The sequence below is a fragment of the Chryseobacterium sp. PET-29 genome (genome assembly GCF_025736815.1).
GTDB lineage: Bacteria > Bacteroidota > Bacteroidia > Flavobacteriales > Weeksellaceae > Chryseobacterium > Chryseobacterium nepalense.
Genome location: NZ_CP107053.1, coordinates 24888 through 49772 on the forward strand (window position 1 = coordinate 24888; position 24885 = coordinate 49772).

The 24885-nt window shown below is 37.5% G+C and carries 20 protein-coding genes; 16 read left to right on the forward strand and 4 right to left on the reverse strand.

Features of this window, described 5'->3' with window-relative positions; translation table 11 throughout:
* The first annotated feature begins 28 nt into the window (after positions 1–28).
* The 12 genes from ODE14_RS00105 (at position 29) to ODE14_RS00160 (ending at position 11145) form a co-directional block, all read left to right on the forward strand.
* Entirely contained in the window at positions 29–901 is an 873-nt protein-coding gene (locus ODE14_RS00105) for a lytic transglycosylase domain-containing protein (protein ID WP_263602491.1), read from the forward strand.
* A 42-nt stretch (positions 902–943) separates the two neighbouring features.
* A complete protein-coding gene (locus tag ODE14_RS00110) occupies positions 944–2881 on the forward strand; it encodes a type VI secretion system Vgr family protein (RefSeq protein ID WP_263602492.1) in 1938 nt (645 codons plus the stop codon).
* A gap of 2 nt (positions 2882–2883) precedes the next feature.
* Positions 2884–4518, forward strand: a complete 1635-nt coding sequence (locus ODE14_RS00115) for a T6SS phospholipase effector Tle1-like catalytic domain-containing protein (protein WP_263602493.1) — start codon at positions 2884–2886, stop codon at positions 4516–4518.
* Complete coding sequence (locus tag ODE14_RS00120) at positions 4511–5587, forward strand: DUF2931 family protein (protein ID WP_263602494.1); 1077 nt, start codon at positions 4511–4513, stop codon at positions 5585–5587. The genes ODE14_RS00115 and ODE14_RS00120 overlap by 8 nt, the downstream gene beginning before the upstream one ends.
* A 374-nt stretch (positions 5588–5961) precedes the next feature.
* Positions 5962–6372, forward strand: a complete 411-nt coding sequence (tssD, locus tag ODE14_RS00125) for a type VI secretion system tube protein TssD (protein ID WP_248394481.1) — start codon at positions 5962–5964, stop codon at positions 6370–6372.
* Positions 6373–6553: 181 nt separating this feature from the next.
* Positions 6554–6904, forward strand: coding sequence for an immunity 51 family protein (locus ODE14_RS00130; RefSeq protein WP_169232548.1), 351 nt, complete (start codon positions 6554–6556; stop codon positions 6902–6904).
* Positions 6905–7052: 148 nt separating this feature from the next.
* Complete coding sequence (locus ODE14_RS00135) at positions 7053–7610, forward strand: YdeI/OmpD-associated family protein (protein ID WP_263602495.1); 558 nt, start codon at positions 7053–7055, stop codon at positions 7608–7610.
* Between the two features lie 413 nt (positions 7611–8023).
* Positions 8024–8773, forward strand: a complete 750-nt coding sequence (locus ODE14_RS00140) for a DUF6000 family protein (protein ID WP_263602496.1) — start codon at positions 8024–8026, stop codon at positions 8771–8773.
* Between the two features lie 40 nt (positions 8774–8813).
* On the forward strand, positions 8814–9212 hold the full coding sequence (locus tag ODE14_RS00145) for an immunity 22 family protein (RefSeq protein ID WP_248394479.1): 399 nt from the start codon (positions 8814–8816) through the stop codon (positions 9210–9212).
* Between the two features lie 6 nt (positions 9213–9218).
* Complete coding sequence (locus tag ODE14_RS00150) at positions 9219–9776, forward strand: hypothetical protein (RefSeq protein ID WP_263602497.1); 558 nt, start codon at positions 9219–9221, stop codon at positions 9774–9776.
* A gap of 59 nt (positions 9777–9835) precedes the next feature.
* Positions 9836–10492, forward strand: a complete 657-nt coding sequence (locus tag ODE14_RS00155; RefSeq protein ID WP_263602498.1) for a hypothetical protein — start codon at positions 9836–9838, stop codon at positions 10490–10492.
* A gap of 8 nt (positions 10493–10500) precedes the next feature.
* A complete protein-coding gene (locus tag ODE14_RS00160) occupies positions 10501–11145 on the forward strand; it encodes a hypothetical protein (protein WP_263602499.1) in 645 nt (214 codons plus the stop codon).
* Positions 11146–11257: 112 nt separating this feature from the next.
* Here the strand turns inward: ODE14_RS00160 and polA are convergent, their stop codons facing one another.
* Complete coding sequence (gene polA, locus ODE14_RS00165; protein ID WP_263603813.1) at positions 11258–14095, reverse strand: DNA polymerase I; 2838 nt, start codon at positions 14093–14095, stop codon at positions 11258–11260.
* Between the two features lie 129 nt (positions 14096–14224).
* Here polA and ODE14_RS00170 point away from each other — a divergent pair, with 129 nt between their 5' ends.
* The 3 genes from ODE14_RS00170 (at position 14225) to ODE14_RS00180 (ending at position 18163) form a co-directional block, all read left to right on the forward strand.
* A complete protein-coding gene (locus tag ODE14_RS00170) occupies positions 14225–14425 on the forward strand; it encodes a hypothetical protein (RefSeq protein WP_263602500.1) in 201 nt (66 codons plus the stop codon).
* 207 nt (positions 14426–14632) lie between these two features.
* Positions 14633–17497 (forward strand): M16 family metallopeptidase, encoded by a 2865-nt coding sequence (locus ODE14_RS00175; RefSeq protein ID WP_263602501.1) that lies wholly within the window; start codon positions 14633–14635, stop codon positions 17495–17497.
* A gap of 99 nt (positions 17498–17596) precedes the next feature.
* Positions 17597–18163, forward strand: coding sequence for an REP-associated tyrosine transposase (locus tag ODE14_RS00180; protein ID WP_263602502.1), 567 nt, complete (start codon positions 17597–17599; stop codon positions 18161–18163).
* A 179-nt stretch (positions 18164–18342) separates the two neighbouring features.
* Here the strand turns inward: ODE14_RS00180 and ODE14_RS00185 are convergent, their stop codons facing one another.
* The 3 genes from ODE14_RS00185 to ligA form a co-directional block, all read right to left on the reverse strand.
* Positions 18343–20481 (reverse strand): S46 family peptidase, encoded by a 2139-nt coding sequence (locus tag ODE14_RS00185; RefSeq protein ID WP_263602503.1) that lies wholly within the window; start codon positions 20479–20481, stop codon positions 18343–18345.
* A gap of 397 nt (positions 20482–20878) precedes the next feature.
* Positions 20879–21523, reverse strand: coding sequence for an MgtC/SapB family protein (locus ODE14_RS00190; protein WP_263602504.1), 645 nt, complete (start codon positions 21521–21523; stop codon positions 20879–20881).
* Between the two features lie 105 nt (positions 21524–21628).
* Entirely contained in the window at positions 21629–23644 is a 2016-nt protein-coding gene (gene ligA, locus ODE14_RS00195; RefSeq protein ID WP_263602505.1) for an NAD-dependent DNA ligase LigA, read from the reverse strand.
* Positions 23645–23831: 187 nt separating this feature from the next.
* On the opposite strand from ligA, the gene ODE14_RS00200 reads away from it, so the two are divergent.
* The gene (locus ODE14_RS00200; RefSeq protein ID WP_263602506.1) at positions 23832–24572 is read left to right on the forward strand and encodes a glycerophosphodiester phosphodiesterase family protein; all 741 of its coding nucleotides are present in this window, start codon (positions 23832–23834) and stop codon (positions 24570–24572) included.
* Positions 24573–24885 lie beyond the last annotated feature (313 nt).

Genomic DNA, 24885 nt, shown 5'->3' on the forward strand with positions numbered 1-24885 from the left:
AAATTCCTTATTTACGTTAAATAAGTATATGAAACCAAATCTCAAAAATATTATCCTCACAGGAATACTACTGTTGTGTTCAAACATCATGAATGCACAGTTTCTTGCTGCTTCAGATACCTCTGAGAGCAGCGTGAGAAAATATAAGAGTATTATCAGTTCCAATAAGGAAATCGTTGAATTTATAGAATATTCTCTTGTTCAGAAAGGTCTCCCGAAACACCTCAGGAATCTTGCTTTAATTGAATCCCATTTCAACAGGAATATTACCTCCGGAGCAGGGGCGGTAGGCGTATGGCAGTTTATGACTTCTCATGCCAACCAATATGGTCTTACCCAGCAAAACAGGAATGACCTTTACAAAAGCACGAAAACCGCAGTCGTTTCTCTTACCAACCTATATAAAAAATACAACAACTGGATAACGGTAGTTGCTGCATATAATTGTGGTGAGGGAAATATTGCAAAAGCGATGACTGCAGCCAACTCATCACAATATCATGTATTTTATAAATTTTTACCGGAAGAAACCATCAACCACGTAAAAAAATACCTCAATGCGTGCTACGCTACCGGCGAACTACAAAGTGTATTGAGTAATTATAATTCTTCCAGAATGAATACGATATTTTTTGTGAATGGCGGAAGCAGAAAAAATAATGAGCAGCTGGCAGAGACAGATATTAATGCCGGATTTAATTTAAATGTTATAGCAGATGAACTTGATCTGGACGTTAACAGGCTTCTCACCTGGAATCCCGGGATTTCCGAAGATCTTCAGAATAAAGGAGAAGGAACTCTTTATCTGCCGAAAGATATCATGCCGGATTTTTTATTAAAGAAAACTAAAATTCTCTCGAGATCAATAAAAGAAACTTATACACCCCACACCAAACAGTAAGAACACACACGATAATGTTTAACCTTACAAATAACAGGTACTATGAAAACAGAATCTGAAAATATACTTAAAAGCCCTTCGTTCCGGCCATCTCAGAATGCCGACGGAATTTCGGAGAATCATCATGCAGGGATCAACAGGCTGGTGAAACTTTCTCTTGTTATTGAAGGAAAAGTTATTAAATATTACAAACATTTTAAACTTACACAAAGTACGAAAAGGCACCATGAGTTCAGTCTTACGCTTGCTCATGACGCACTCGGCGACCGACAGACACATACGCTTGAAGAAGCCAATAAATTTCTGGGTAAAAGGCTTACCGTCGTTATTTCTTACAAAGACATTGATAAAAGCCCCGAAAGAACATTTGTAGGAGTTATTACCGGTGTCGGCTTTAGCCAGGAAAGAATGAGCCTTGGAAATATTGTTTTAACAGGTTACAGTCCGACGATTTTATTGGACGGTGCACCGCATGTTCAAAGTTTTGGAGGAGCGTCTCCAGTGAATATGGGAATTATTGCGAATGAGGTCATCAAACAGGGAATTGATTCCAGCCGTTTTGATGTGAGAGTTGATACCAACGACTATTCCCAGATTATTTACAGCAGCCAGTACGACGAAACGCATTACAATTATCTGGCGAGAATGGCTGAAGCCTACGGCGAACAGTTTTATTATGACGGCGAAGTACTTCATTTCGGCAAACTGCCGCCTCAGAATAAACCGATCAAATTAACATATGGGAGCAGCGCCAATGACATTCGCGTTGAATTAAAAGCAGTTCATACAAAACCTCAGTTTTACGGCTATAACAGCAGTAAGAATGAAAAGCTGAAATCCGGGGATACGCCTGTTCAGCACTTAGGAGATTTAGCTAAAACAGCGTATGCCCATAATGAAAAAATATATAAAACTCCTGCTCTCCAGGTTGCTCCTATTAAAGCAGCAACACATCTTGATGTGGAGTATTCACAGAAAAGCACATCCGGAAGTCAGGCGGTTAATGTATTTTCTTTATCAGGAAATACAACCGTTCCTTTTTTACACCCGGGATGTGTGGTTGATGTCCAGATGCGTAAAATAGATACCAATGAATCTGCCTATTTTACAAGAATCATGGTTACGGAAGTTTCTCATGAAGTGGATACAAGAGGACATTATACCGGAAGCTTTGAAGGGATTGCTTCTGATACCGGATTTTTACCCAAACCTGAATTTAAAACTCCAAAAGCAGAGCCACAGATTGCAACCGTAATTTCAAATGCGGATCCGGAAGGGCAAGGACGAGTGCAGGTGAGATTCGATTGGCAGGCTAATGATACTACCCATTTTATCCGGATGATGAGTCCGGATGCAGGAGGAACAGATAAAATTACCCAGAACAGAGGCTATGTGGCTATTCCGGAGGTTGGAGATCAGGTTATGGTGAACTTTGTACACAGTCATCCTGACAGACCTTTCGTGATGGGAGGAATGTTTCACGGCGGTGTCGGACTTGGTGGCGGTGCGGACAACAGGGTAAAATCCATTCAGACCAGAAGCGGGCACAGAATTGTTTTCACGGAAGATGAAAGCATTGTTATCACCGATAAATCAGGAAATGAAATTCATCTGGATACAACGGGAAGCAATATCACCATCACGGCTCCGGAAACGATGACCCTGAACTGTAAGAATATGAATATCAATGTCGGAATGAATATGACCACCAACGTCGGAATGAATAAATCTGATACGATTATGGTGAATCATACCGAAAGTGTGGGATCCATGAAATATCTTTCTACCGGTGCCGATTTCATGACGAATGTCGTTGGGAAAATGAGCCATTACGTAAAAGGAGACATGGAAGTGTATGGAGAGAAAGAACATAGGCTTACTTCGATGAAAGGTATTCAGGTTAGCAGCGAAGGGAAAGTAGAACATCATTCGGAAAAAGAAGTTCAGAATAATAGCGGAGAGAAATCTAAAAATTATTAATCATGAGCATCGAATATTTTGTAGAAGGCAAAACAGTTACCCAGACAGGCGGTAATTACAGAGCCTACGCTAAAGAAGGCATCAGCCACAGCAGCGCAGTTTCGGTGGAACAGAAAGGAAATCAGACTGGTGTAACCTACAATCCCGCCCAGAAGATTAATCCTCATGACAAGCCTGTTAATACCATTGATGTAACGTTGAATCTTTTTTTTGACGGAACACTTAACAACAAAACAAATACACAGGCCGGCGCAAAACAGAATAAGCCAAAAGGAAGCTATGCCAATGACTTCAGTAACGTGGCAAGAGGCTATGATTGCATTGATCCGAATGCACAAAATCAGGTTGCCTATTATGTTGAAGGAATCGGTACGGTAGATAATAAATCTGATAACGATACCTTATGGCTGTTCCCGGCTAAAGGTGCAGGGATGGGAATAAGTGCAAGAGGAGTACAAGCCAAGGCGACAAAAGGCTGCGTAAAAGGTGCAGAAGCAGTTCAGAAAAAATTCCAGGGGAAAAAGATTGATGTCCTCACAGTGAATGTTTACGGATTCAGCAGGGGCGCCGCCGCAGCGCGTCATTTTTTGCATATCGCCGGTACAGCCGTCAATTCACAGAAGATTTCAGATAAACAGATCCTTGTATATCCGCCCGAAGATTATGAAAAATCGGATGCCGAACCGAAACCCAATCAATATGTTATTGTTAACGAACCCGATTTTCCATTGCTTAAATATGGATATTTCGGCGCCTGTCTTATTCAGCAGAAACTTAAGGTTAAGACGGTACGATTTAATTTTGTTGGGCTTTATGACACCGTTGCTTCATTCGGAGTTAATCATAAGGGTACTTCATTATTCGGATTCAGCATTATTGATGATGATTCCAAACAGCTTGGGCTAAATGCAGTGAGAAACGCATCATTTGTGTTGCAGCTCGCCTCATCAGACGAGTATCGTGACAATTTCAGCCTTACCAATATAGACAGTGCAGGAATCAGGGGATTGCAGCTTACTTTGCCGGGAGTACACTCAGATATCGGCGGTGGTTATGTAAATAATGATAAAGAAGATGTTTTGCTGCATGAGGAAATAAATTCCAGCAGAGAATGTGAAAGATTCAGGAATATACTGATTGAGGAAGGATGGTACAATCCGCAAGAGATCACTATTGAATCGAGCATAGTTCCCTCGCGAACAGCGTCCATAAAATATAAGCTTTGGGGAAGAAGAAAAAAAGTATCGAATGAATACGACAAGGTATCACTGCATAACATGTTTTACTACTCAAAACAGTTTGAGGTAAAATATAATGAAGGCCTGGTGGCGGATCATCAGATTAAAGATGGTTTTATCGCAGATGTCAGCAACAAGCTCACTGCAAAATATATCGCTTCCTGTAATAATCTGAGGAATCAGTATGTGAAAGAATATAATGCAGGAAAACATCCTTCGGCAGGTGAATATATAAGCCGCGCAGGAAGTTATTCTTACCTGAATTCCGGAATAGATATTAAAAAACTGAGGAATGTGTATTTACATTGGTCTGCCAATAAAGATTCATTCGGTATGGGACCTAGATTTTCGGGACCGAAAACAGCAGCAGAACGCAAAAGATATATATTAAATGGATAAATGGAAAACTCTTATTATTGCTCTGGGAATGCTCCAGCTTATGAACTGTCAGGATATGAAGAAAAAAGATGATATGCCTATGCCAACATATGACGTACAGATTTCACACCCGTGGAACAACTATCTTATCACTCCTGTGGAAGACAAGATTATAACATTGGAAGGGGTTCCTGCCGGTTTGCCGTACGGAAGCTCATCCGGAACATGGGGAGATTCGGGGAAAGGCTTTACAGAGCAGTCGGGAACGCCTGTTGGAGCAGATATTGTGTACTTTTCCAGATATGAAGACACTTTTTATCATCTTAAAGCAGATTTCCCGAAAGATAAGGTAACGGAACTTGTTGATCGCGCTTATGCCAACAATGAATCAGACTCTTCAGATGAACCGATGAAAGAGTTTATCAATATTAAACAGGAATCTGATTATTACGAAAAATATAATCAAGCAGGAATGGCTTACTATAAATTCGGAACACTTGTATTTGGATTTGCTCCGAAAGGGATGGTTGTTGTCTGGCTTAAATTCGGATATGTTTCCGTGCAGCTGGGTGAATTTCAGGCTGAGGTGGTAAAAGACGATAAAAAATACGCAGATAAGCTGTTTTCAAAAATTTCGCAGACCCGGGAAGAGATCAAAAAAAATATGTTTATCCCCGACGCATCACCCAAAGAATGGAAAAATTATCAGAAAAGATATTTATGGACTCCTTATATCACCTCAGAAAATAAAGGGTTTCGTTTATTTAAAATACAATCGGAATATTATAATGGAGAAAGAGAAATTATGCTCCGTCCGTGGGTAATGAAACCACCAATGAAAGAAAGGGCTGTTCCGAAAGAGATCACTTTCTTTTGGGAAACCGGGAAAGGACAGGCTTATGAAGGCCGTGTTTTTTTAAACTGGGAAAACGCAAACGAGTTGCTGGAGAAAGCAGGAAAAGATTTTAAACTTAACATTAAAGTAGCGCCGGACAACAGCAATATGGAAATCATGGTCAACGAACAGAAGGTTCCTGTAGACAGCACAAGAATTTATCAAAGTGATCTTACTTTTAAAGAATCATATTGATAATTCGAAAGCTCAAAATCTCAAATAACTAAGATATAAAATCCGGCAGGCTAATCACTGCCGGATCTTTATTTTATATGTTAAAACAATTTTAAAATCACCTTAAATAAATCTTAATATTTCCCTTTATTGTATAATGATATTTTATAAGTATTAATTTTATTTAAATTTTAAATATATGATTTATAGATTATTATGTAAATTTTTATTTCATTTGTAGTAGAATTACGACATCAAATCGTAGAATTACGACAAAAAATAAAATTAATATTACAAAATTTTCGGAATTAAAATTTGTGATCTATCTTTGAATTAACAAATCAACGAAACCAACCAAATCACAAAATATTATTAACGATTAAAATTTACAAATCATGGCAACAAATTCAAGAGGAATTTTAAAATTCAACGGAGGAGAAGGTCAAAAATTATTAAAGCTGAATTACAGTGTGTCAAGATCAACGGACGTATCTGGTAGAGTAGCTTCAGACCCATCAAACGCATTAATTAAAGTTACAGTAGAAGCCACTGAAAAATCAGATATCCTGGAAAGTTTACTGAACGGAAAATACAAACCTACAACAGGTGAAATTACATTTAATAAATCCCACGAAGAAGGTACCCTTATCACATTAAACTGGGAGAACGGATATGTCATTCAGCACGAAGTAGACTTTGACGCTGTAGACGAAAACAGTATGCTGATCAGTTTCATTGTTAGTGCCGAAACAATCGACTACGGAAATTCTAAATACGAGGGTCTTTGGCCAAGCAGCGGTAACTAATACCTACAATCATCTTAGTAAAAATAAAATTGGTTACAGAATAGCTCAGCTCGTAGGAGTAGCTATTCTGTTTTTTCTTTTCTGAAGAAGATAAAAATGGTCCCAAAAGTTAATAAATGTTATAAAATAGCATCCATGTTCAAAATTTATTATCTTTAATATCATTTAAAAATAATAAAGTATGGAAGCGTACAATTTTGAAACGGCAATCAAACCCTTTTTTTGGGTAGCCTCAGAAAAGACTTTTTCAGTATGTTTAAATGCAGGAACCTACAAACCCGAAATTTTCGAGTGGCGCAAAGATGAAGGTTTCGAAGGCAATGGATACGATTGGGCTTCACTTGCGAAAGTTTTTGTAGAAGAAAAAAGGCCCGATCTTGCAGATGAAATTAAATTTGATCCGGAAGCCGACATGTTTTGTGCCTATTCCAACAATCCGGAACGCTTAAAAGAATTTGTAACAGACTTTAAAAAAACCTGTGAAGATGAAATACAGATTCAGGATCTTTTCCTGAAAGCAGAAATAGATTAAAAAACAAAGACCTCGATGAGGTCTTTTGTATTATACACAAAAAATTAAATGATAGAGGATTTCGGGGGCGGGAGCTTTGCTCCCGCCCCCGAAATCCTTCAAGACCTTTGTAAAGAAAAATAAGTATTTTAGACGAAAGTTTGAAACCATGAAACCAACCTTTTTTTCTACACCGCAGAAATTCAGAAAATGGCTTGAAGAAAACCATCAGTCAGAAAAAGAACTGCTGGTCGGATTTTACAAAGTCGGAACCGGGAAACCTTCCATAACTTGGCCGGAATCTGTAGATCAGGCTTTATGTTTCGGATGGATAGACGGCGTGCGGAGATCTGTTGATGAAGAAAGTTACAGCATCCGTTTTACACCGAGAAAACCGACAAGCATCTGGAGTGCCGTTAATATAAGGAAAATGGAAGAACTTACAAATGCAGGTCTCATGACAGAGGCTGGAAAAAAGGCTTTTCAGCTTAGAAAAGAGGAGAAATCAGGAATATACTCTCACGAAAATGAAACCGCTGCATTGAGTCCGGACTTTGAAAAACAATTTAAAGACAACAAAAAAGCCTGGGCATTTTTCAACAATCAGGCGCCTTCTTATAAAAAAGTAATGCTGCACTGGATCATGCGGGCGAAACAGGAAAAAACCAGATTGTCAAGACTGGAAAAGACGATTAAGGAAAGTGAATCGGGAAAGAGAATTTTATAAGATGCAGGAATTTTTAATTTTTATAGCAATTTTATTGGGAATATCAAATTTCCATTATTTTCTGTTTTTTAGGAGGGAAAATAAGCAATTGAAGTTAAAGATATATGTAACCATAATTTTTGCTGTTTCAATTATTTCAAGTCTGTACATCATTGCAATAACTTCCGGATTTTTCTACGATGAAGTATTACAAAACTGCTTCTTTTTGGTATTGATGAATTTTTTAATTCCAGGATATTTTTTAATGCTTTACGGAATCAATTCCATATTGGGAAATATTCCTATTATACGTGGATATTTTAGCTTTAATGTAATATTCTGTACTTTATTTCTCAGTGCTTCAATGCTGTATTATTTTTTAAGTATGTTTATTTTATCATTTAAATTGTATTAAGACTAATCATTATTTTAACATGAATAACGAGTTTCAGGAAGAATTAAATTTACATTCAGCAGGAGCAATAATAAGGCATGCTTCTGTTTTTAACCAGTTGGAAAGTCATCAGAATAATTTTCAGTTAAGTAAAGAGTTTACCGATAAATGGGTTCTTCCATTATATATGAAAATAAGAAATACCCATGACCTTTCGTGGGTAGATTATCTTCTGGAATTGAAAAATGAATTGACCGAAGATGTAACTTTAGCGCTCTTAGGAGATTTTAATTGGAGAACCAGAACAGTTGGAGCTTATCTGTCTGTATTGAAAAATTATGAAAGTCAAATACCCATTATTGGTGTTCATTTACTCAAAAGTGAAGTGTGCTATGCGGGAGATTTATATGCTCTGGTTCTTGCTTATTATAATACTCCTGAAACAATAGAATATCTTCATCAATATTTAGAATATTATTTGCAAAAACCTGAGCTTGACTTTGATCAGCAAGCTGTATTGGAAGCTGTAGCTTATCTTGACATTATCAATAAAACAAATAACCTTTCTAAATACTTGAAACTATGGAACAAGATGCTGATTGAACAAGGTGAAATTTCCAAAGTAAGAAATATTCAGATTGCTAAAATAATTGAACAGCAAGAAGGCAAAGGAAGTTCTGAAAAATATTTAAAAAGCTTGGATCAGGTCATTATAAATCCTGAATTGAGCGTTAAGCACATTACCGAACAAATCAAATTTTTACAGGAATTGAAACCTTATTTTGACTAAATATATCCTAACTTTGAAGCCATAAACAAGAAAATTAACAATGCATACAGATACATTAGATTTTTGGGTAGGAAATTTTAACAGTGAAGAAGATTTTTATGATTTTGTGGAAGAAGATGAAAACTATTATCTCCTTGAAGAATCTGATGACATCCATATTTCAAAATTTGCCGCTTCACAGAATGTGGTGTGGCTTGATCATGATTTTGTAGAGTACGGCTATGAAGATGGAAACAAAACCATCTATGAAAAATTTGCCGCGTATTCTTTTGCCGAACAGTGGCTCCCGATATTGGTGAACAGGCTTAATGAGATCAATCTGAAATTTGAAGTGAATGCCATCATCTTCCTTAATAAAGGACAGGTTCCGAAGCCCGTTTCCGTTGAGAACGATTTTTTCTCTCTGACGTATGTTGGCGGCATTGAATTTAGTGCATAATATTTCATGGCAGAGAATATAAAAAATTACAAAAATTTATTAAAAGTTTTTGCCGAATTAAGAAAGTACGGTATTATTACAAATGATTTTATAACAGGTTGGTCGGATGAAATTCTGTCCTCAGAAAAAAGATCCGAATATGAGTTTATTGAAATCTCCACAACAAATTCTACTCATGATTTAATTACCATATTAGACAGGAATTCTCAAAATGCTGATATAGAAATTGTTTGCAGGGCAATACTCGGAATTCTTTATCATTTGTTAAATACAAAATCTTTGGAATTTAAAAAAGCGCTTAAGATAATCTGTGAAATTTCTTATGAAGAAAGACTTACGAAAGATGAGCAGTATCTGCTTTACGGATTTTCAGAATATTCAATGTATGATCTTGATGGTCCCTATGAAGGTTTTCGCCTGTTTAAGGAAGATTTAATTAAACTTTTAAAAATATATCAAAGCTTCACGCTATCAAATTATACTGAATGGCAGATAAAAAATGAAATTCTGCGACATGCGCTTGACAAAGAACTCGATAGGATCAAATGGAACTATCCTTATTAGTTATGAATTAAAACTACCGATGATCTGGCCATTATCAGAATGACAAAATAAACTAAACCATGAAACAATTTAAACTTACAGGCGGTGCGAGAATTGGAAGAGTAAATGCAAGTTATCCTTTTGCCAACCTTTATGCTGACGAAAATACGCTCAAAATAGATGCCTCACTTGCCGGAAATGTTATTTTCCAGCCGCAGGATATTATTTCGATTAAACCTTATATGGCTATTCCTCTTATCGGACAGGGAATTAAAATTTTACACAGAGTAGAAAATTATAATCAGAACGTGATTTTCTGGACCATGAAAGATCCTGAATTTGTGATCAGCCAGATTAAACAGACCGGATTTTTGGAGAAAGCCAATTTTCCTCTTACTGAAAAAGATCAGCAGATCATCCGTCAGCAGAGACAGGGCGGATTTCCATTAAAGCCGTTTTTTCCGGTGGTATTTATTCTCCTTTGGAATATTCTTCTTTTATATGATATTCTGCCTTTTTTCTTGCAGAAAAGATCCGGTGGACCTTTTGGATTTGGAATCTGCACCGCACTGGGTTTGCTTTTTCTTACTGCTTTAATGACGCTCATTTCCGGAGGATTCAGAAAGCTTATTCTGAAAGATGGCAGAGAACTGGAAGATATTAAGAAGTTTGCCATTTTTATTTTGCTGATTAGCGGGATCATGTTTGCCGCATTTTTTACCTTAGCTTTATCATAAATTAAATCATGGTTTCCAGAAAGCTGCTCACAATTAATATTGTTGTTGTACTGTTGTTTATTGCAGTACATACTTTAGGTGGCTATCTTCTTATATATCCGGGAAAATCTGATGTTCGGACAATTATATCGGAAAGCAGGCCGCAATATCTTTTGATCGCTTTGGCTATATTTGCTTTGATTGCCTGGCTGATTAGTCATTTGAGGATTAAAAATTTAAATCCGAAAAATAAATTTCTTTTAGTATTTACCGTATTCTGTGGTATATTGTTAAGCTATGTTATATATTTTGATGCAGCTACTTACATATCAACCCGAAAAGCCATTAAAGAATCTGAAAATGAATATATTCAGCAGGCAAAAGAAGATATCAAAAAAGATAAAATTATGTACCGGTTTGCAGGTGGACTTTCTATTCCGGAATATGATACCAAAACGCAGAATAAGATGGACAGTATCCGGAAAAAATTCGGAATAAGCTATTTCAATACAGGTTGTATTGTTGATATAATTGATGGTGAAGGACAACAAAAATATAAAGAAACGGTAAAGCCTTATCTTGATAAAAGAAATGGAAAAGGTTGGGAAGAAAAAATGAATAAGGAAATTGAAAATTTAAAAAAAGTAAAGCTGCCGCATTCTTACAACAGATAATGAAAAATGCTTCGACTGGCTCAATATAACATTACTAAAAATTCACCGTTTAAACAGTTAGTTAATATTAGCATTGTCATGCTGAACCTGTCGAAGCATCTATATGGTTAAATCAATGCGCTTCCAGCCAGTTATTCCCAACACCTACCTCCACCAGCAATGGAACCTGCGTTTCAATCGCATTTTCCATTTCCATTTTAATGATGTTGGTGGCTACTTCGATTTCATCGGCCGGAGCTTCAAAAACCAATTCGTCATGTACCTGCAGCAGCATTTTGGTTTTTAATTTTTCTTTTTCAAGTTCTTTCTGAATTTTAATCATCGCCATTTTCACCACATCGGCGGCACTTCCCTGAATCGGGGCATTTACGGCATTTCTCTCGGCGTGTCCGCGAACCACAAAATTATTCGAATTGATGTCTTTCAAATGACGCTTTCTTCCCAGAATGGTTTCCACATAACCTATTTCACGGGCTCTTTTCACCTGCTCTGCCATATACTCTTTCAGTTTCGGATAAGTAGCATAATACGCATCGATCATCTGTTTCGCCTCACTTCTGGACAATCCGGTCTGCTCTGCAAGAGCGAAAGCGCCCTGTCCGTACAAAATCCCGAAGTTGACGGTCTTCGCCTGGCTTCTCTGGATTTTTGAAACCTCTTCAAGCGGAATATTAAACAGCCTTGCCGCTGTCGAAGCGTGAATATCTTCTCCGTTCTGGAAAGCCTTAATCATATTATCTTCTCCGGAAATTTCAGCAATGAGACGAAGCTCGATCTGTGAATAATCGGCAGAAATAATTTTTTTACCTTCTCCCGCCACAAAAGCACCACGGATCTGCTGACCTCTCAACGTTCTGATCGGAATGTTCTGAAGGTTCGGATTGACACTCGCCAGACGGCCCGTTGCTGCAGTAGTCTGTGAGAAATTCGTATGAACGCGGTTGTCCGATTTTTCAATCTGTGACGGTAATGCATCAACGTAAGTTGATTTTAATTTCTGATACGTTCTGTATTCAAGGATATGCTGAATAATCTCATGTTTGGACGCAAGCTTCTGCAGGATGTCTTCCGAAGTCGCATATTGTCCGGTTTTCGTTTTCTTGGCTTTCGGGTCCAGCTGCAGCTTTTCGAAAAGGATATCTCCCAGCTGTTTCGGAGAGTTGACGTTGAATTCTTCTCCTGAAAGTTCAAAAATTTTGGCTTCCAGCTGCTTCAGATCGTTTTCCAGATCTACACTTTCCTGGGCAAGCCATTTTTCATCAAGGGAAATTCCGGCCAGCTCCATTTTAGCCAAAACCTCCATCAGCGGCATTTCTATCTTGAAAAAAAGATCTTCTAAATTTTCCTTTTTAAGCTGCGGAGCAAAAAGCTCATACAGCTGGAAAGTTACATCGGCATCTTCTGCCGCATAATCGGTCTGTGTCCTGAGATCTGCATCCCTGAAATTTCCCTGTTTTTTTCCCTTTTTACCGATAATGGTTTCAATGGAAACAGGTTTATACCCCAGGTATATTTCAGAAAGATAATCCATTCCGTGTCTTCCGTCAGGATTCAGGAGATAATGTGCGATCATCGTGTCGAACATTGCGCCCTTCACGGTGATATTATATCTTTTCAGGATTTTATAATCGAATTTTAAATTATGCGCTACTTTGATCAGATCTTCCTTTTCGAAAAACGGCCTGAAAATCTCAAGCGTCTGCAATACTTCACCTTGATCTTCAGAAAGAGGAATATAATAGGCCAAACCTTTTTTGTAGCTGAAACTCATCCCCACCAGCTCGGCTTCAAGTTCGTTAAGAGAAGTGGTTTCGGTATCAAAGCAGACTACCCGTTGTTTTAGTAAATTGTCGACAAGGATTTTCTGTGCTTTCGGATTATCGATAAACTGATACAGATGATCGTTCTGTTCGATGGTAGATTTGGTAGATGTGGCCTGATCCAGCTCTTCATACGTGGCAAACAGATCAAGCTGTCCCACTGCCTGTGCCACTTTTTGCTGCGGAGTTTCGGCAATGGTAACGTCTATTTCTGCAACCACAACAGTTCCTGTGGCGGCCGGAGAAAAGGCTCGGTAAAGATTTTCATACAGCCTTCTGAATTCTATTTCGTCAAAAACTTCTTTTACCTTTTCAAAATCCGGAGTCTCCAGATCATATTGTTCCTGATGGAATTCCACAGGGGCATCGCAGATAATGGTGGCCAGTTTTTTAGACAAAATTCCACGCTCGGCGGAAGCCTCTACTTTTTCTTTTAATTTACCTTTTAATTTGTCGGTGTTGGCTAAAAGAGTTTCAATATTTCCGAACTCTTTCAGGAATTTCATCGCAGTTTTTTCACCCACACCATCAAGTCCCGGAATATTATCGACTGAATCTCCCATCATCGCCAGGAAATCTATGACTTGTTTAGGATCTTCAATTTCATATTTGGCTTTCACTTCGTCTACGCCTAAAATTTCGATATCTCCGCCCTTTAATCCGGGTTTGTAAATTTTAATTTTATCGGTAACCAGCTGTGCAAAATCTTTGTCCGGAGTTACCATAAATGTTGTATAGCCTTCTTTTTCAGCTTTACATGCAATGGTTCCGATCACATCATCCGCTTCATAACCGGGAACACCCAGGATAGGAATATGCATGGCCTGCAGAATTCTGTGGATGTATGGAATCGCATTTTGGATGGCTTCCGGTGTTTCACTCCTGTTGGCTTTATATTCTGAAAAATCTCCCGTTCTAATGCTGGCTTCACCCACATCAAAAACCACCGCAAGATGAGTAGGCTTTTCCCTTCTGATCAATTCAATCAGGGAATTGGTAAATCCGAAAATGGCTGAAGTATCCAGGCCTTTGCTGGTGAGTCTCGGATTTCTGATCAGAGCATAATATCCTCTGAAAATCATTGCATAAGCATCGATTAGGAATAATCTTTTATCTTGTGTTGCGTCCATATTGTCCATAAAAAACAAATATAAGAAAAAGAGTTCTTTTAATAGGGAAATGTGGAAAGGATTAACCGGAGGTGTTATGGGTTATTTTTTAACAATGATCGTTTTAAAACCACCCTTTTTGTTTCAATTTTGAACCTCCAAGGCTGGTTGTTGAACCTTTTAGGCTCACCGTTGAGTGTTTTTGCCTCGTCATTGAGCCTTTTAGGCTGGTTTTTGACTCTTTTAGGCTCATCGTTGAGTCTTTTTGCTTCGTCGATGAGCCTTTTAGACTGGTTTTTCAGTCTTTTAGATTCGTGGGCAAGCTTTTTTGCTCATCATGGAGTCTTTTAGGCTCGAAGATGAAATAAAAATATTCAGATCAGACTTAATTTATTTTTATTTTAAATCTCCTAGGCATTTAATTTAATCAAATGAACAAACAGTATTCAGGAATTTACAATTTTAGTAAGGTATGCTAATCGTGACAAAACATACACAGTTCATTTTCTATTCCTTACATTTGTATGGCATTCTGATGTAAGAATGAAAATGATTGATATGACAGATAAAAAATACAGTGAAACGATTCATAAAGATGGAAATTACGAATATATTACCGTTTCCAATGATGAAAATAACGTAAGAATTTATACTTTAAAAAACGGACTGAAGATATTTATTGCCCAGAATTTTGACGCTCCGAGAATCCAGACTTATATTCCGGTACGCACGGGAAGCAATAATGATCCGGCCGATAATACCGGGCTTGCCCATTATCTTGAGCATATGATGTTCAAAGGGACTTCAAAACTCGGTACACAGGATTGGGAAAAAGAAAATGAGTTGCTGAGCCGGATTTCGGATTTGTTTGAAGAACATAAAGCAACGGCTGATCCGGAAAAGAAGAAAACCATTTACCGGAAGATAGATGAACTTTCTCAGGAAGCAAGCCAATATGCTATTGCAAATGAATATGACAAGGCAATTTCTTCATTAGGCGCTACGGGAACCAATGCCCACACCTGGTTTGATGAAACCGTTTATAAAAATAATATTCCCAATAATGAACTGGAAAAGTGGCTGAAAATTGAAAAAGAAAGATTTTCGGAGCTGGTGTTGAGACTTTTCCATACTGAGCTTGAATCGGTGTATGAAGAATTCAACAGGGCACAGGATAATGACTCCAGGCTGGTTCAATACGAACTGATGGACGCTCTTTTTCCCAATCATCCCAACGGGCAGCAAACCACCCTGGGAAAGGCGGAGCATCTGAAAAATCCTTCCATGAAAGCGATTCATAAATATTTTGATGAATATTACGTCCCGAATAACTATGCAATGGTTTTGGTAGGAGATCTTGATTTTGATGATACTATTAAACTTGTAGATCAGTATTTCGGAACAATTCCTTACCGGGAATTGCCTAAAAAAACTGCTGTTACAGAAAAGCCTATCACGGAAATTATAGAAAGAACCGTGAAAAGTCCTACCACACCAAGAGTTCAGCTCGCCTGGAGAACCGAAAGCTACGGAACAAAGGAAGCCATGCTTGCTGATATTGTAGCCAATATTTTGAGCAACAGGGGAGAGGCCGGATTGATAGACCTGAATATCAACCAGACGCAGAAACTGCTTTGGGGACAGGCATTTTCAGTAGGGTTAAAGCAGTACGGATATTTCTCCATTGTTGCGGTTCCTAAAGAAACACAGACATTGGATGAAGCAAAAAATCTTGTGCTGGAACAGGTTGAACTGGTAAAAAAAGGAAACTTCCCGGACTGGACGCTACAGGCCATCATTAATGATTTTAAAGTGCAGAGAATGAAGGGGCTGGAAACAGCAGACGGCTTGGCTACCAACCTTTACGATACCTACATCAAAGGCAGAACCTGGGAACAGGAACTGAATGAAATGGATGAATATGCAGCAATTACAAAGGATGAGGTAGTAAATTTTGCCAACCAATTTTTCAAAGACAACTACGTCATTGTTAAAAAAGAAAAAGGAACCAATGATAAGCTGATTCGTGTGGAAAATCCCGGAATCACACCGGTAAAGATCAACCGTGAAGCTCAATCTGAATTCCTCCGGGAGATTTTAGCTGAAAAAACGGAAGATATTCAACCTGAGTTTATCGATTATCAGAAAGAGATTCTCACGGATAGTATTAAAGATAAAAAACTGAGTTTTGTAAAAAATAAAAGCAATGATATTGCCCAGGTGCATTTTATTTTTCCTTTTGGGAGCGATCATGACCGGGATCTTGGTATTTCCACTCAGGTTCTTCAATATTTAGGTACGGAAAAATTTTCACCGGATGATCTTAAGAAGGAATTTTTTAAGATCGGAATTACCAATGATTTTAAAACGGCTAATGATCAGCTTACGATTTCACTGGCGGGACTTGAAGAAAATATTCCTAAAGGGATCGAGCTTCTCCAGCACTGGATGAAAGAAGTACAGCCGGATCAGGAAATTTATAACCAGTTTGTAGAAACAGTGCTTGAAAACCGTGCAGCAGTAAAAAAAGACAAAGCCCGTATCATGACGGCTTTAACGAATTATACCAAACTCGGCTCGTTTTCAAGGTTTACAGATATTATTTCAAAAGAAGAGCTTGAAAACACCAATGTTGAAGTTTTTACGGAAAGAATGAAGAATTTATTCAGGTTTCCATATCAGATCTTTTTTTACGGAAGAAACTTTGAAGGTTTTAATGAATATATCGGAAAATATATCGAAACGGAAAGCCTGGCTATTCCCGAACCTAAAAAATATCCGGAGCCGGAAACTACGGGAAATGTTTATTTCACAAACTACGACATGGTACAGATGGAAATGAGCAGAATCGGAAAAGGACAAATGGTGGATACAGGAAATTTCGGAAAAATTAATGTATTCAATGAATATTTCGGAAGAGGTTTATCTTCGATTGTTTTCCAGGAGATCCGTGAAAGTAAAAGTCTTGCTTATTCTGCGTATGTTTCTTACGCTGCCAATTCGGAACTCCATCATCCTGATTATATCACAACGTATATCGGGACACAGCCGGATAAACTGCAGATTGCCGTAGATACTCTTACCGAACTGATGGATGAACTTCCTGAAGTTCCGGCACAGTTTGAAAACGCCAGAAATGCAGCCTTAAAGCAGATTGCTTCCGCGAGAGTTACCAGAACGAATATTTTCTTTAATACGTTACGACTCAAAAAACTTAATATTTATCATGATTTCAGAAAAGATATTTATCAGCAGATTGAAAAACTGACTTTTGAAGATGTTAAAGAATTTTATAATAATTACATTAAATCGGTCCATTTTAATACAGCTATTATCGGGAAAAAAGAAAACCTGAATATGAACGCTGTTTCTCAGATGGGAACTTTTAAAGAAGTAACATTGAAGGATATTTTTGGACATTAAAATTTAAAAATAATCATAAGCTGCCGCGCGATTCCATCGCGTGGCTTTTTGTTTTTATTTATCTTTTATAAATTTTTATCTTTATCAAAACATACATTGATGAGTAGAAATTACAAATTCCATAATCCCGAAGGGCTGTATTTCGTAAGCTTTGCTGTTGTCGGCTGGCTGAATGTCTTTATAAAAGATGAATATATAGAGCTGCTGTTGAAAAGTTTAAGATTCTGTCAGAAAAATAAAGGAATGGAAATACATGCCTGGTGTATTATGCCCAATCATGTACATTTGGTTTTCCGAAGTGTGAATGGCCAAAAACCGGAGCTTTTATTAGGCGATTTCAAAAGGTTTACCAGCAAGGCCGTTGTTTCAGCAATAAAAGAAAACGCAAAAGAGCCCAGAAACAAATTCTTATTAAACTTTTTCCTGAAAGAAGGTTTAAAAACATCTAACGTCAATCAGTATCAATTTTGGAGACATGATAATCATCCAATTGAGTTATGGAGCAACAGAGTAATCTGGCAAAAGATTAATTATACCCATAAAAATCCTGTAAAAGCAGGACTTGTAACAAATGCGAAAGAGTACCGATACAGTAGTGCTATAGATTATGCCGACGAGAAAGGGCTTCTGGAGGATATAGTTGTTTTCAGAATGTTTAATATTTAGGTTTATTTATTTCGCGCGATACAATCGCGCGGCAGCGGTGTGTTATTTGACTAAAGTGCAGGGTTGTAATATTTTACGTTTTTTGATTTATATAAAAATTTTTGATATATGTTTATAATTTATTTCAAACAAAAAATCCCGAAAAAACTTTCGGGACTTTGATATTACTTTATTAAAAACTATTTTACAACTTTCATTTCATTAATCAGCCATTTGGAATCGGCAAATTTATCAATGATGAAAAGAATATATTTCGTATCCACCATGATGTTTCTGCTGAAACGCGGATCATAGTTAATATCACTCATTGTTCCTTCCCACTGTCGGTCGAAGTTTAATCCTACAAGATTTCCGTAGGCATCAAGCGCCGGGCTTCCTGAGTTTCCTCCTGTTGTGTGGTTGGTTGCAGTAAATCCTACGGGAACATCTCCTGTTTTATCTTTATATTGTCCAAAATCTTTTTTATCATAAAGATCGATTAGTTTTTTAGGCACATCAAACTCATAATCTCCCGGAACATATTTTTCCATTACGCCGGCTAAGTGGGTCTGATAATTATAAGAAACGGCGTCTCTTGGTGAAGAACCTTTTACTTTTCCATAGGTTACCCGAAGGGTAGAGTTGGCATCCGGGAAGAATTTTCGGTCTTTATCCGTTGCCATCTGCTGAGCCATATAGGTTTTCTGCAGCGCATCAATTTTCGTCTGAAGTGCCATAAACTGAGGATCCGCTTTGGTCATATAAGTGTCTCTAAGTGCTAAATAAATCTGGAAAACAGGGTCTTTTTTAAGGGTTTTGATTAATTTATCCTGATTGGAAAATGCTTTATCAATATCCTTGCTTAAAGAAGCACCGTTCACATCACTTCTTCCTGTAATGATAGAATTTTTAGAGACATCTTCAATAACCTGAATGCTTTGAGTTTCATTTTTATACTTCTCGAATCCGGCAGGTAAAAACTGAGCATCTGTTTTATTGGCATACAAAGCAAGCAGTTTTGCTGTAACTTTTGCATCAAGTTCGGCATTGTAATCCTTATAAAAAGAAGCTAATCTGTTTTTTAAAGCTGCGGTACCTTTTTCATCCATTCTTCCTGCTTCCACGGCAGAGATATAACTGTAATAAAGGTTAGCAAGCATCAGCGTTTCTGCATTTCTGATGGTTTCAGAATAATAAGCATTGTTTAACGCAAAAGGAGCCTGATCGTTATAGAGCTTGGTGAGTTGATCAAGGGTTGTTTTAATTTCAGGATTTTTAGCAGCCAACGAAGCCTCATACTTCATTTTTTTCTCTACGGCATTCGATTTTTTCAAACCTTCTACTTCGCCGATCCATTTTTTCCAGTAATTGGCTACCGATGCATATTTTGAAGCATACTGAATACGAGTGGCATCATCGGTACGCATTTTTTCATCTAATGTTTTCAATGCGACATCTCTCACCGCAATTCTTGCCGGGTCGATCTCCTTCATGATTTTTTCAACGGCAATGGCCGGAAGATACTCCGTGGTTCTTCCCGGGAATCCGAAAACAAAAGTGAAATCATTTTCATTTTTATCTTTAATGGAAACCGGAAGGTAATGTTTGGGAACATAAGGAACATTATCTTTGGAATATTCCGCAGGTTTATTGTTTTTATCAGCATAAATCCTGAACATTGAGAAATCTCCCGTATGTCTCGGCCAAACCCAGTTATCAGTATCGGAACCAAATTTCCCTATGCTTTGCGGCGGTGCGCCTACCAAACGGATATCCTTATACGTTTCAATAGTATAGGCATAAAATTTATTTCCGTAATACATTGATTTTACGGAAATAGACTGATAAGGCTCAGTTTTCTGAGAGTTTTTGTAAATCTCAATATTTTTGGCAATCTGTTTAGAGAGTTCAGGTTCTGTAAGGTGGTCTGTACCCTGTAAAATCTGACCGGTAATTTCTTTAATATCAACTATAAAATCAACGGTTACACCGGGATTCGGAAGTTCACCTTCGGTATTTTTAGCCCAGAACCCGTTTGATAATAAATCATTCTGAACCGTTGAATGCGCCTGAATCTGTCCGTATCCACAATGATGATTGGTAAGCAGAAGGCCTTTTGGAGAAATGATTTCTGCAGTACACCCGCCGTTGAACTGTACTACCGCATCTTTAATGCTTGCTTTCTGCGGGTTGAAGATGTCTTTTGCAGAGATTTTCATTCCCAGATCTTTCATTTCCTTTTCATTCAGCTCTGTCGGGATCCACATTCCTCCGTATTGCTGTGCAAATGTCATTACAGCCGGCAAAAGAAATACGGATAAAAGTATCTTTTTCGTCATAATCAAAATTTTGCTCCAATTTACGAAGAAATTATGAGTTTGAAATTTTGCGGTATATTGTCTATTTTATTGTTGAAAATGAGTGATTTGTAGATTTTTGCTAATAACTATTCCGTGCAATGTTGATGATGTTGAGATAAAAATTTTCACTGAAAAATTTAAAATTGAGAAAAAAATATACTACTTTTTTAAGCAGTCTAATTTAGCCACAAAAGAGTCAAAAGATATACTATTAGATGTTTCATGAAGTAATTAAAGCTTTCGAAAGAATAAAAAGTCAAAAATTTTGAAGAACTAATATCTTCTAAAATAATCGTGAGGCTTTATCCTTTATCTAATGTGTCAAAATGCTATTGTTCCTTTGTGGTTAAATAAAAAAGTTTGAAACAGTTTATTGCTAAAACTGATAGGCGATAATGTGATCATCCTCCATCAGGCTTTTCATTAAAGCTTCATGATTAATATTTTTTCCGGTAATAATCCATGAGGTAGAAAGATTTCCCTGTGTATACTGCTGCTTTGAAACGGAATATTTCAGGTTATGTTTTCTGAAAAGCTCTTCACAATACGGTATGTCATGATAGTTAGTGACGGCAATTTTGTATTCCCTGATCTTATGTTCTCTGTCGATCAGCTTTTCTAAACTGGTGAGCGAACTGAGTATCAGAAGTATTAAAACGGTTCCCAAAACTGCGAGATAAACGTATCCTGATCCAACGGCCATCCCGATGGAAGCTGTTGCCCATATTGTAGTGGCTGTTGTAATTCCGTCTATTTTATTATCCCCTTTGAAAATAACCCCGGCTCCCAGGAAGCCGATTCCTGTAATGATATTGGCAGCAATACGGTCAGGATCATCCACCCCGATTTTTATGGAAAGAATGGTAAAGAGACAGGACCCGAAGCAAATCAGAATGAAAGTGCGCAGTCCGGCAGATTTATTACGGTATTCACGTTCTGCACCAATCATTATTCCAAGGACCACTGAAATAAAAATCAGCAGCAATTCATTCTGGATAGAGTGATCTTTTAGAAATTCCATGCGTAATAATTTAATAACCAGAATAAAATTAGATAAAATATTTTTTACAGAATATGAATGAAATCATTTTATAAAAAAAAGCTGTCCGAAGACAGCCATGGTAATTTACTTTTTCTCTATAAGATCCAGAAACTGCTGTTCATCAAGAATTTCAATGGTTCCGATATCCTGGGCTTTTTTCAGCTTGCTGCCGGCTTTTTCACCTACCACCAGATAATTCAGGTTTTTAGAAACTGCTGAAATATTTTTTCCGCCGTGTTTTTCCACCATTTCTTCCGCTGCTTCTCTTGTGAATAAGGATAATTTTCCGGTGAAAAGGAAGGTTTTTCCGTCCAGGACATTCGATAAAACTTCATTGGTACTTTCTCCTTTTTCAAGCTGAACACCATACGATTTCAGTCTTTCAATCATCAGGATATTTTCCGGATTAGCGAAGAAATCTACAATGCTTACTGCGATTTTGGTTCCGATATCTTCTACCTGGCAAAGCTCTTCCACTGTGGCATTTTTGAGCTCTTCTATGGAAGGGAAATTCTTAACCAGCTTCTTGGCAACCGTTTCTCCCACGTGTTTTATTCCGATTCCATACAATACTTTTTCAAAAGGAATTTCCTTGGATTTTTCGATTCCGGAGATGATATTCTGTGCAGATTTTTCCGCCATTCTTTCCAATGGAAGCAGCTGTTCTTTTTTCAAAACATAAAAATCAGCAGGGTTTTCAATGAGTCTTTCTCTGTATAGCTGTTCAATGGTTTCGCTGCCGAGATTATCAATATTTAAAGCTTTCCTGGAAACATAATGGATCATTCTTCCTACCACCTGTGGCGGACAGTGCAGTTCATTCGGGCAGAAATGAATGGCCTGATCTTCAATTTTCACCAGCTCCGTTCCGCATTCCGGGCAATGTCTGATGTATTCTATTTCTTTGCTTTCGGCAGTTCTTTTTTCTTTATTTACGCCTACGATTTTAGGAATAATTTCACCTCCTTTTTCTACATACACGAAATCATGTTCATGCAGATCCAGCTTTTTAATGATATCTTCATTGTGGAGAGAAGCTCTTTTAACAATGGTTCCTGCCAACAATACGGGCTTAAGATTGGCAACGGGAGTAATGGCGCCGGTTCTTCCCACCTGATACGTAACGGTCTGGAGTTCGGTTTCCACTTTTTCGGCCTTGAATTTATAAGCCATCGCCCAACGTGGAGATTTTGCCGTATAGCCAAGCTGTCGTTGTTGTTTTAAGGAATTGACTTTTAAAACGATTCCGTCAATTTCAAAAGGAAGATTGTGTCTTTCGATGTCCCAGTACGTAATAAATTCTTTTACCTCAGCAAGTGTTTTACAAAGTTTAGCCTGTTGAGATGTTTTGAAACCCCAGGATTTTGCTTTTTCTAAAAGTTCCCAATGAGACTCTGCAGGAATTTCTTCGGAAATATATTGATATAAAACTGATGATAGTCCGCGTTTTCTTACCTCGCCGCTGTCCTGCATTTTAAGACTTCCGCTGGCTGTATTTCTAGGGTTCATGAATGGATCCAGGCCATCTTCTTCACGCTGTTTGTTTATTTTATCGAAATTTTTTCGGGTTAAATAAATTTCGCCGCGCATAAAAAAATGAGCAGGAAAATCACCTTTCAGTTTCAGCGGAACATCAGAAATAGTACGGACATTCGCTGTAATCTCATCACCTTGAAAGCCGTCCCCCCGCGTTACAGCCTGAACAAGTTTGCCGTTTTCATACAAAATGGAAATAGAGGCTCCATCATATTTAAGTTCGGCTACAAATTCTACAGGTTCATCTATCGCTTTAATGATCCTTTTTTCCCAGTCTTCCAAATCGTCGAAATCATAAGAATTATCAAGAGAATACATTCTGTATTTATGCTGAACGGTTGGAAATACTTTTGTAATTCCGCCTCCTACTCTCATCGTAGGAGAGTTTTCATCATAGAATTCAGGATATTTTGCTTCCAGATCTCTGAGCTCTTCAAGAAGCATATCGAAATCATAATCTGTGATCGTAGGCGTGTCAAGAAGATAATAGTTTTCGTTGTGCTGGTGAAGTTCTTTTCTAAGATCTTCTATTCTTTGCTGTATAGTTTCGATATTGTCAGGCATGAGATTCTGTCTTTCCAGCAAAAATAATAAGTATTGGGGAGATTTTGATGATTAGAATTAATATTAATTTTATATTCGATGTAAAGCATTATCACAAATGTCTTTCTAAATTTGTTCATTCATTTATCCGCTTTTTCTTTGAATGATAGGATTGGCGGAATTTCAATAAAGAATAATTATTTGTATTATGAAAAAAGTTATCTTAGGGTTAGCAGTTGTAAGCACCGTTTTCATGAAGGCACAAACCCGGATTATCGCACACAGAGGATATTGGCAGACACAGACGCCAACCACGGAAAATTCTCTGAAATCACTTGAAAATGCACAGAGCCTAAAAATTTATGGTTCCGAATTCGATGTACGCATGACGAAAGACGGTGTGCTGGTGGTAAATCATGATGAGCATCATGCAAAAATGGAAATTTCTGAAACGGATTTTAAAGAGCTCAAAAAAGTAAAGCTTTCCAACGGTGAGCCTTTTCCTACATTAAAAGATTATCTGAAGCAGGGAAAAAAAGATAAAGCCTTGAAGCTTATCGTTGAAATAAAACCGGATAAAACAAAAGAAAAGGAAGATGAGCTCACGGCAAAGACTATTAAAATGATCAAAGATATGAAGCTGGATACACAGTGTGAATTTATCTCCTTCAGCCTGAATATCTGCAAAGAAATCAAAAAGCTGGAACCGAAATTTAAAGTTCAGTATCTGAAAGGAGAGCTTTCTCCACAGCAGATCAAAGAAGAAGGACTAGACGGGCTGGACTATCACTACAGTGTTTTCCAGAAAAATCCAACATGGATCTCCGAAGCAAAAGCATTAGGTTTAATAACCAATGCCTGGACGGTAAATGATATTGCCGTTTCAGACGAACTGAAAAAACAAGGTATTGGATTTATTACGACCAATATTCCGGATCAGCTGAAATAAATAGCTTAAAATTTAATGATAAGTCTGTCTCCTGAGGCAGACTTTTTTATTTTCTGCTGAGGGGACTATTTCGCAATAATTTATTATTTGTGGTACGTGTGTGGTGTGTTTTGTTTTCACCGAAAAAGCCAATAAAGGTAGGGATATGTCTTCTAAAAAAGGTATTAAAAATCCTTAATGAATTTAAACAGTTGTGAACCATACTGGTATAGATATTCGTTAAACATAAATTAATATAGAGTTTAATAATCCTTTAATAAATGTTAAAATGAAGTTAAAACCTTAACCATATTGTAGGACTAATTTTGCGCAA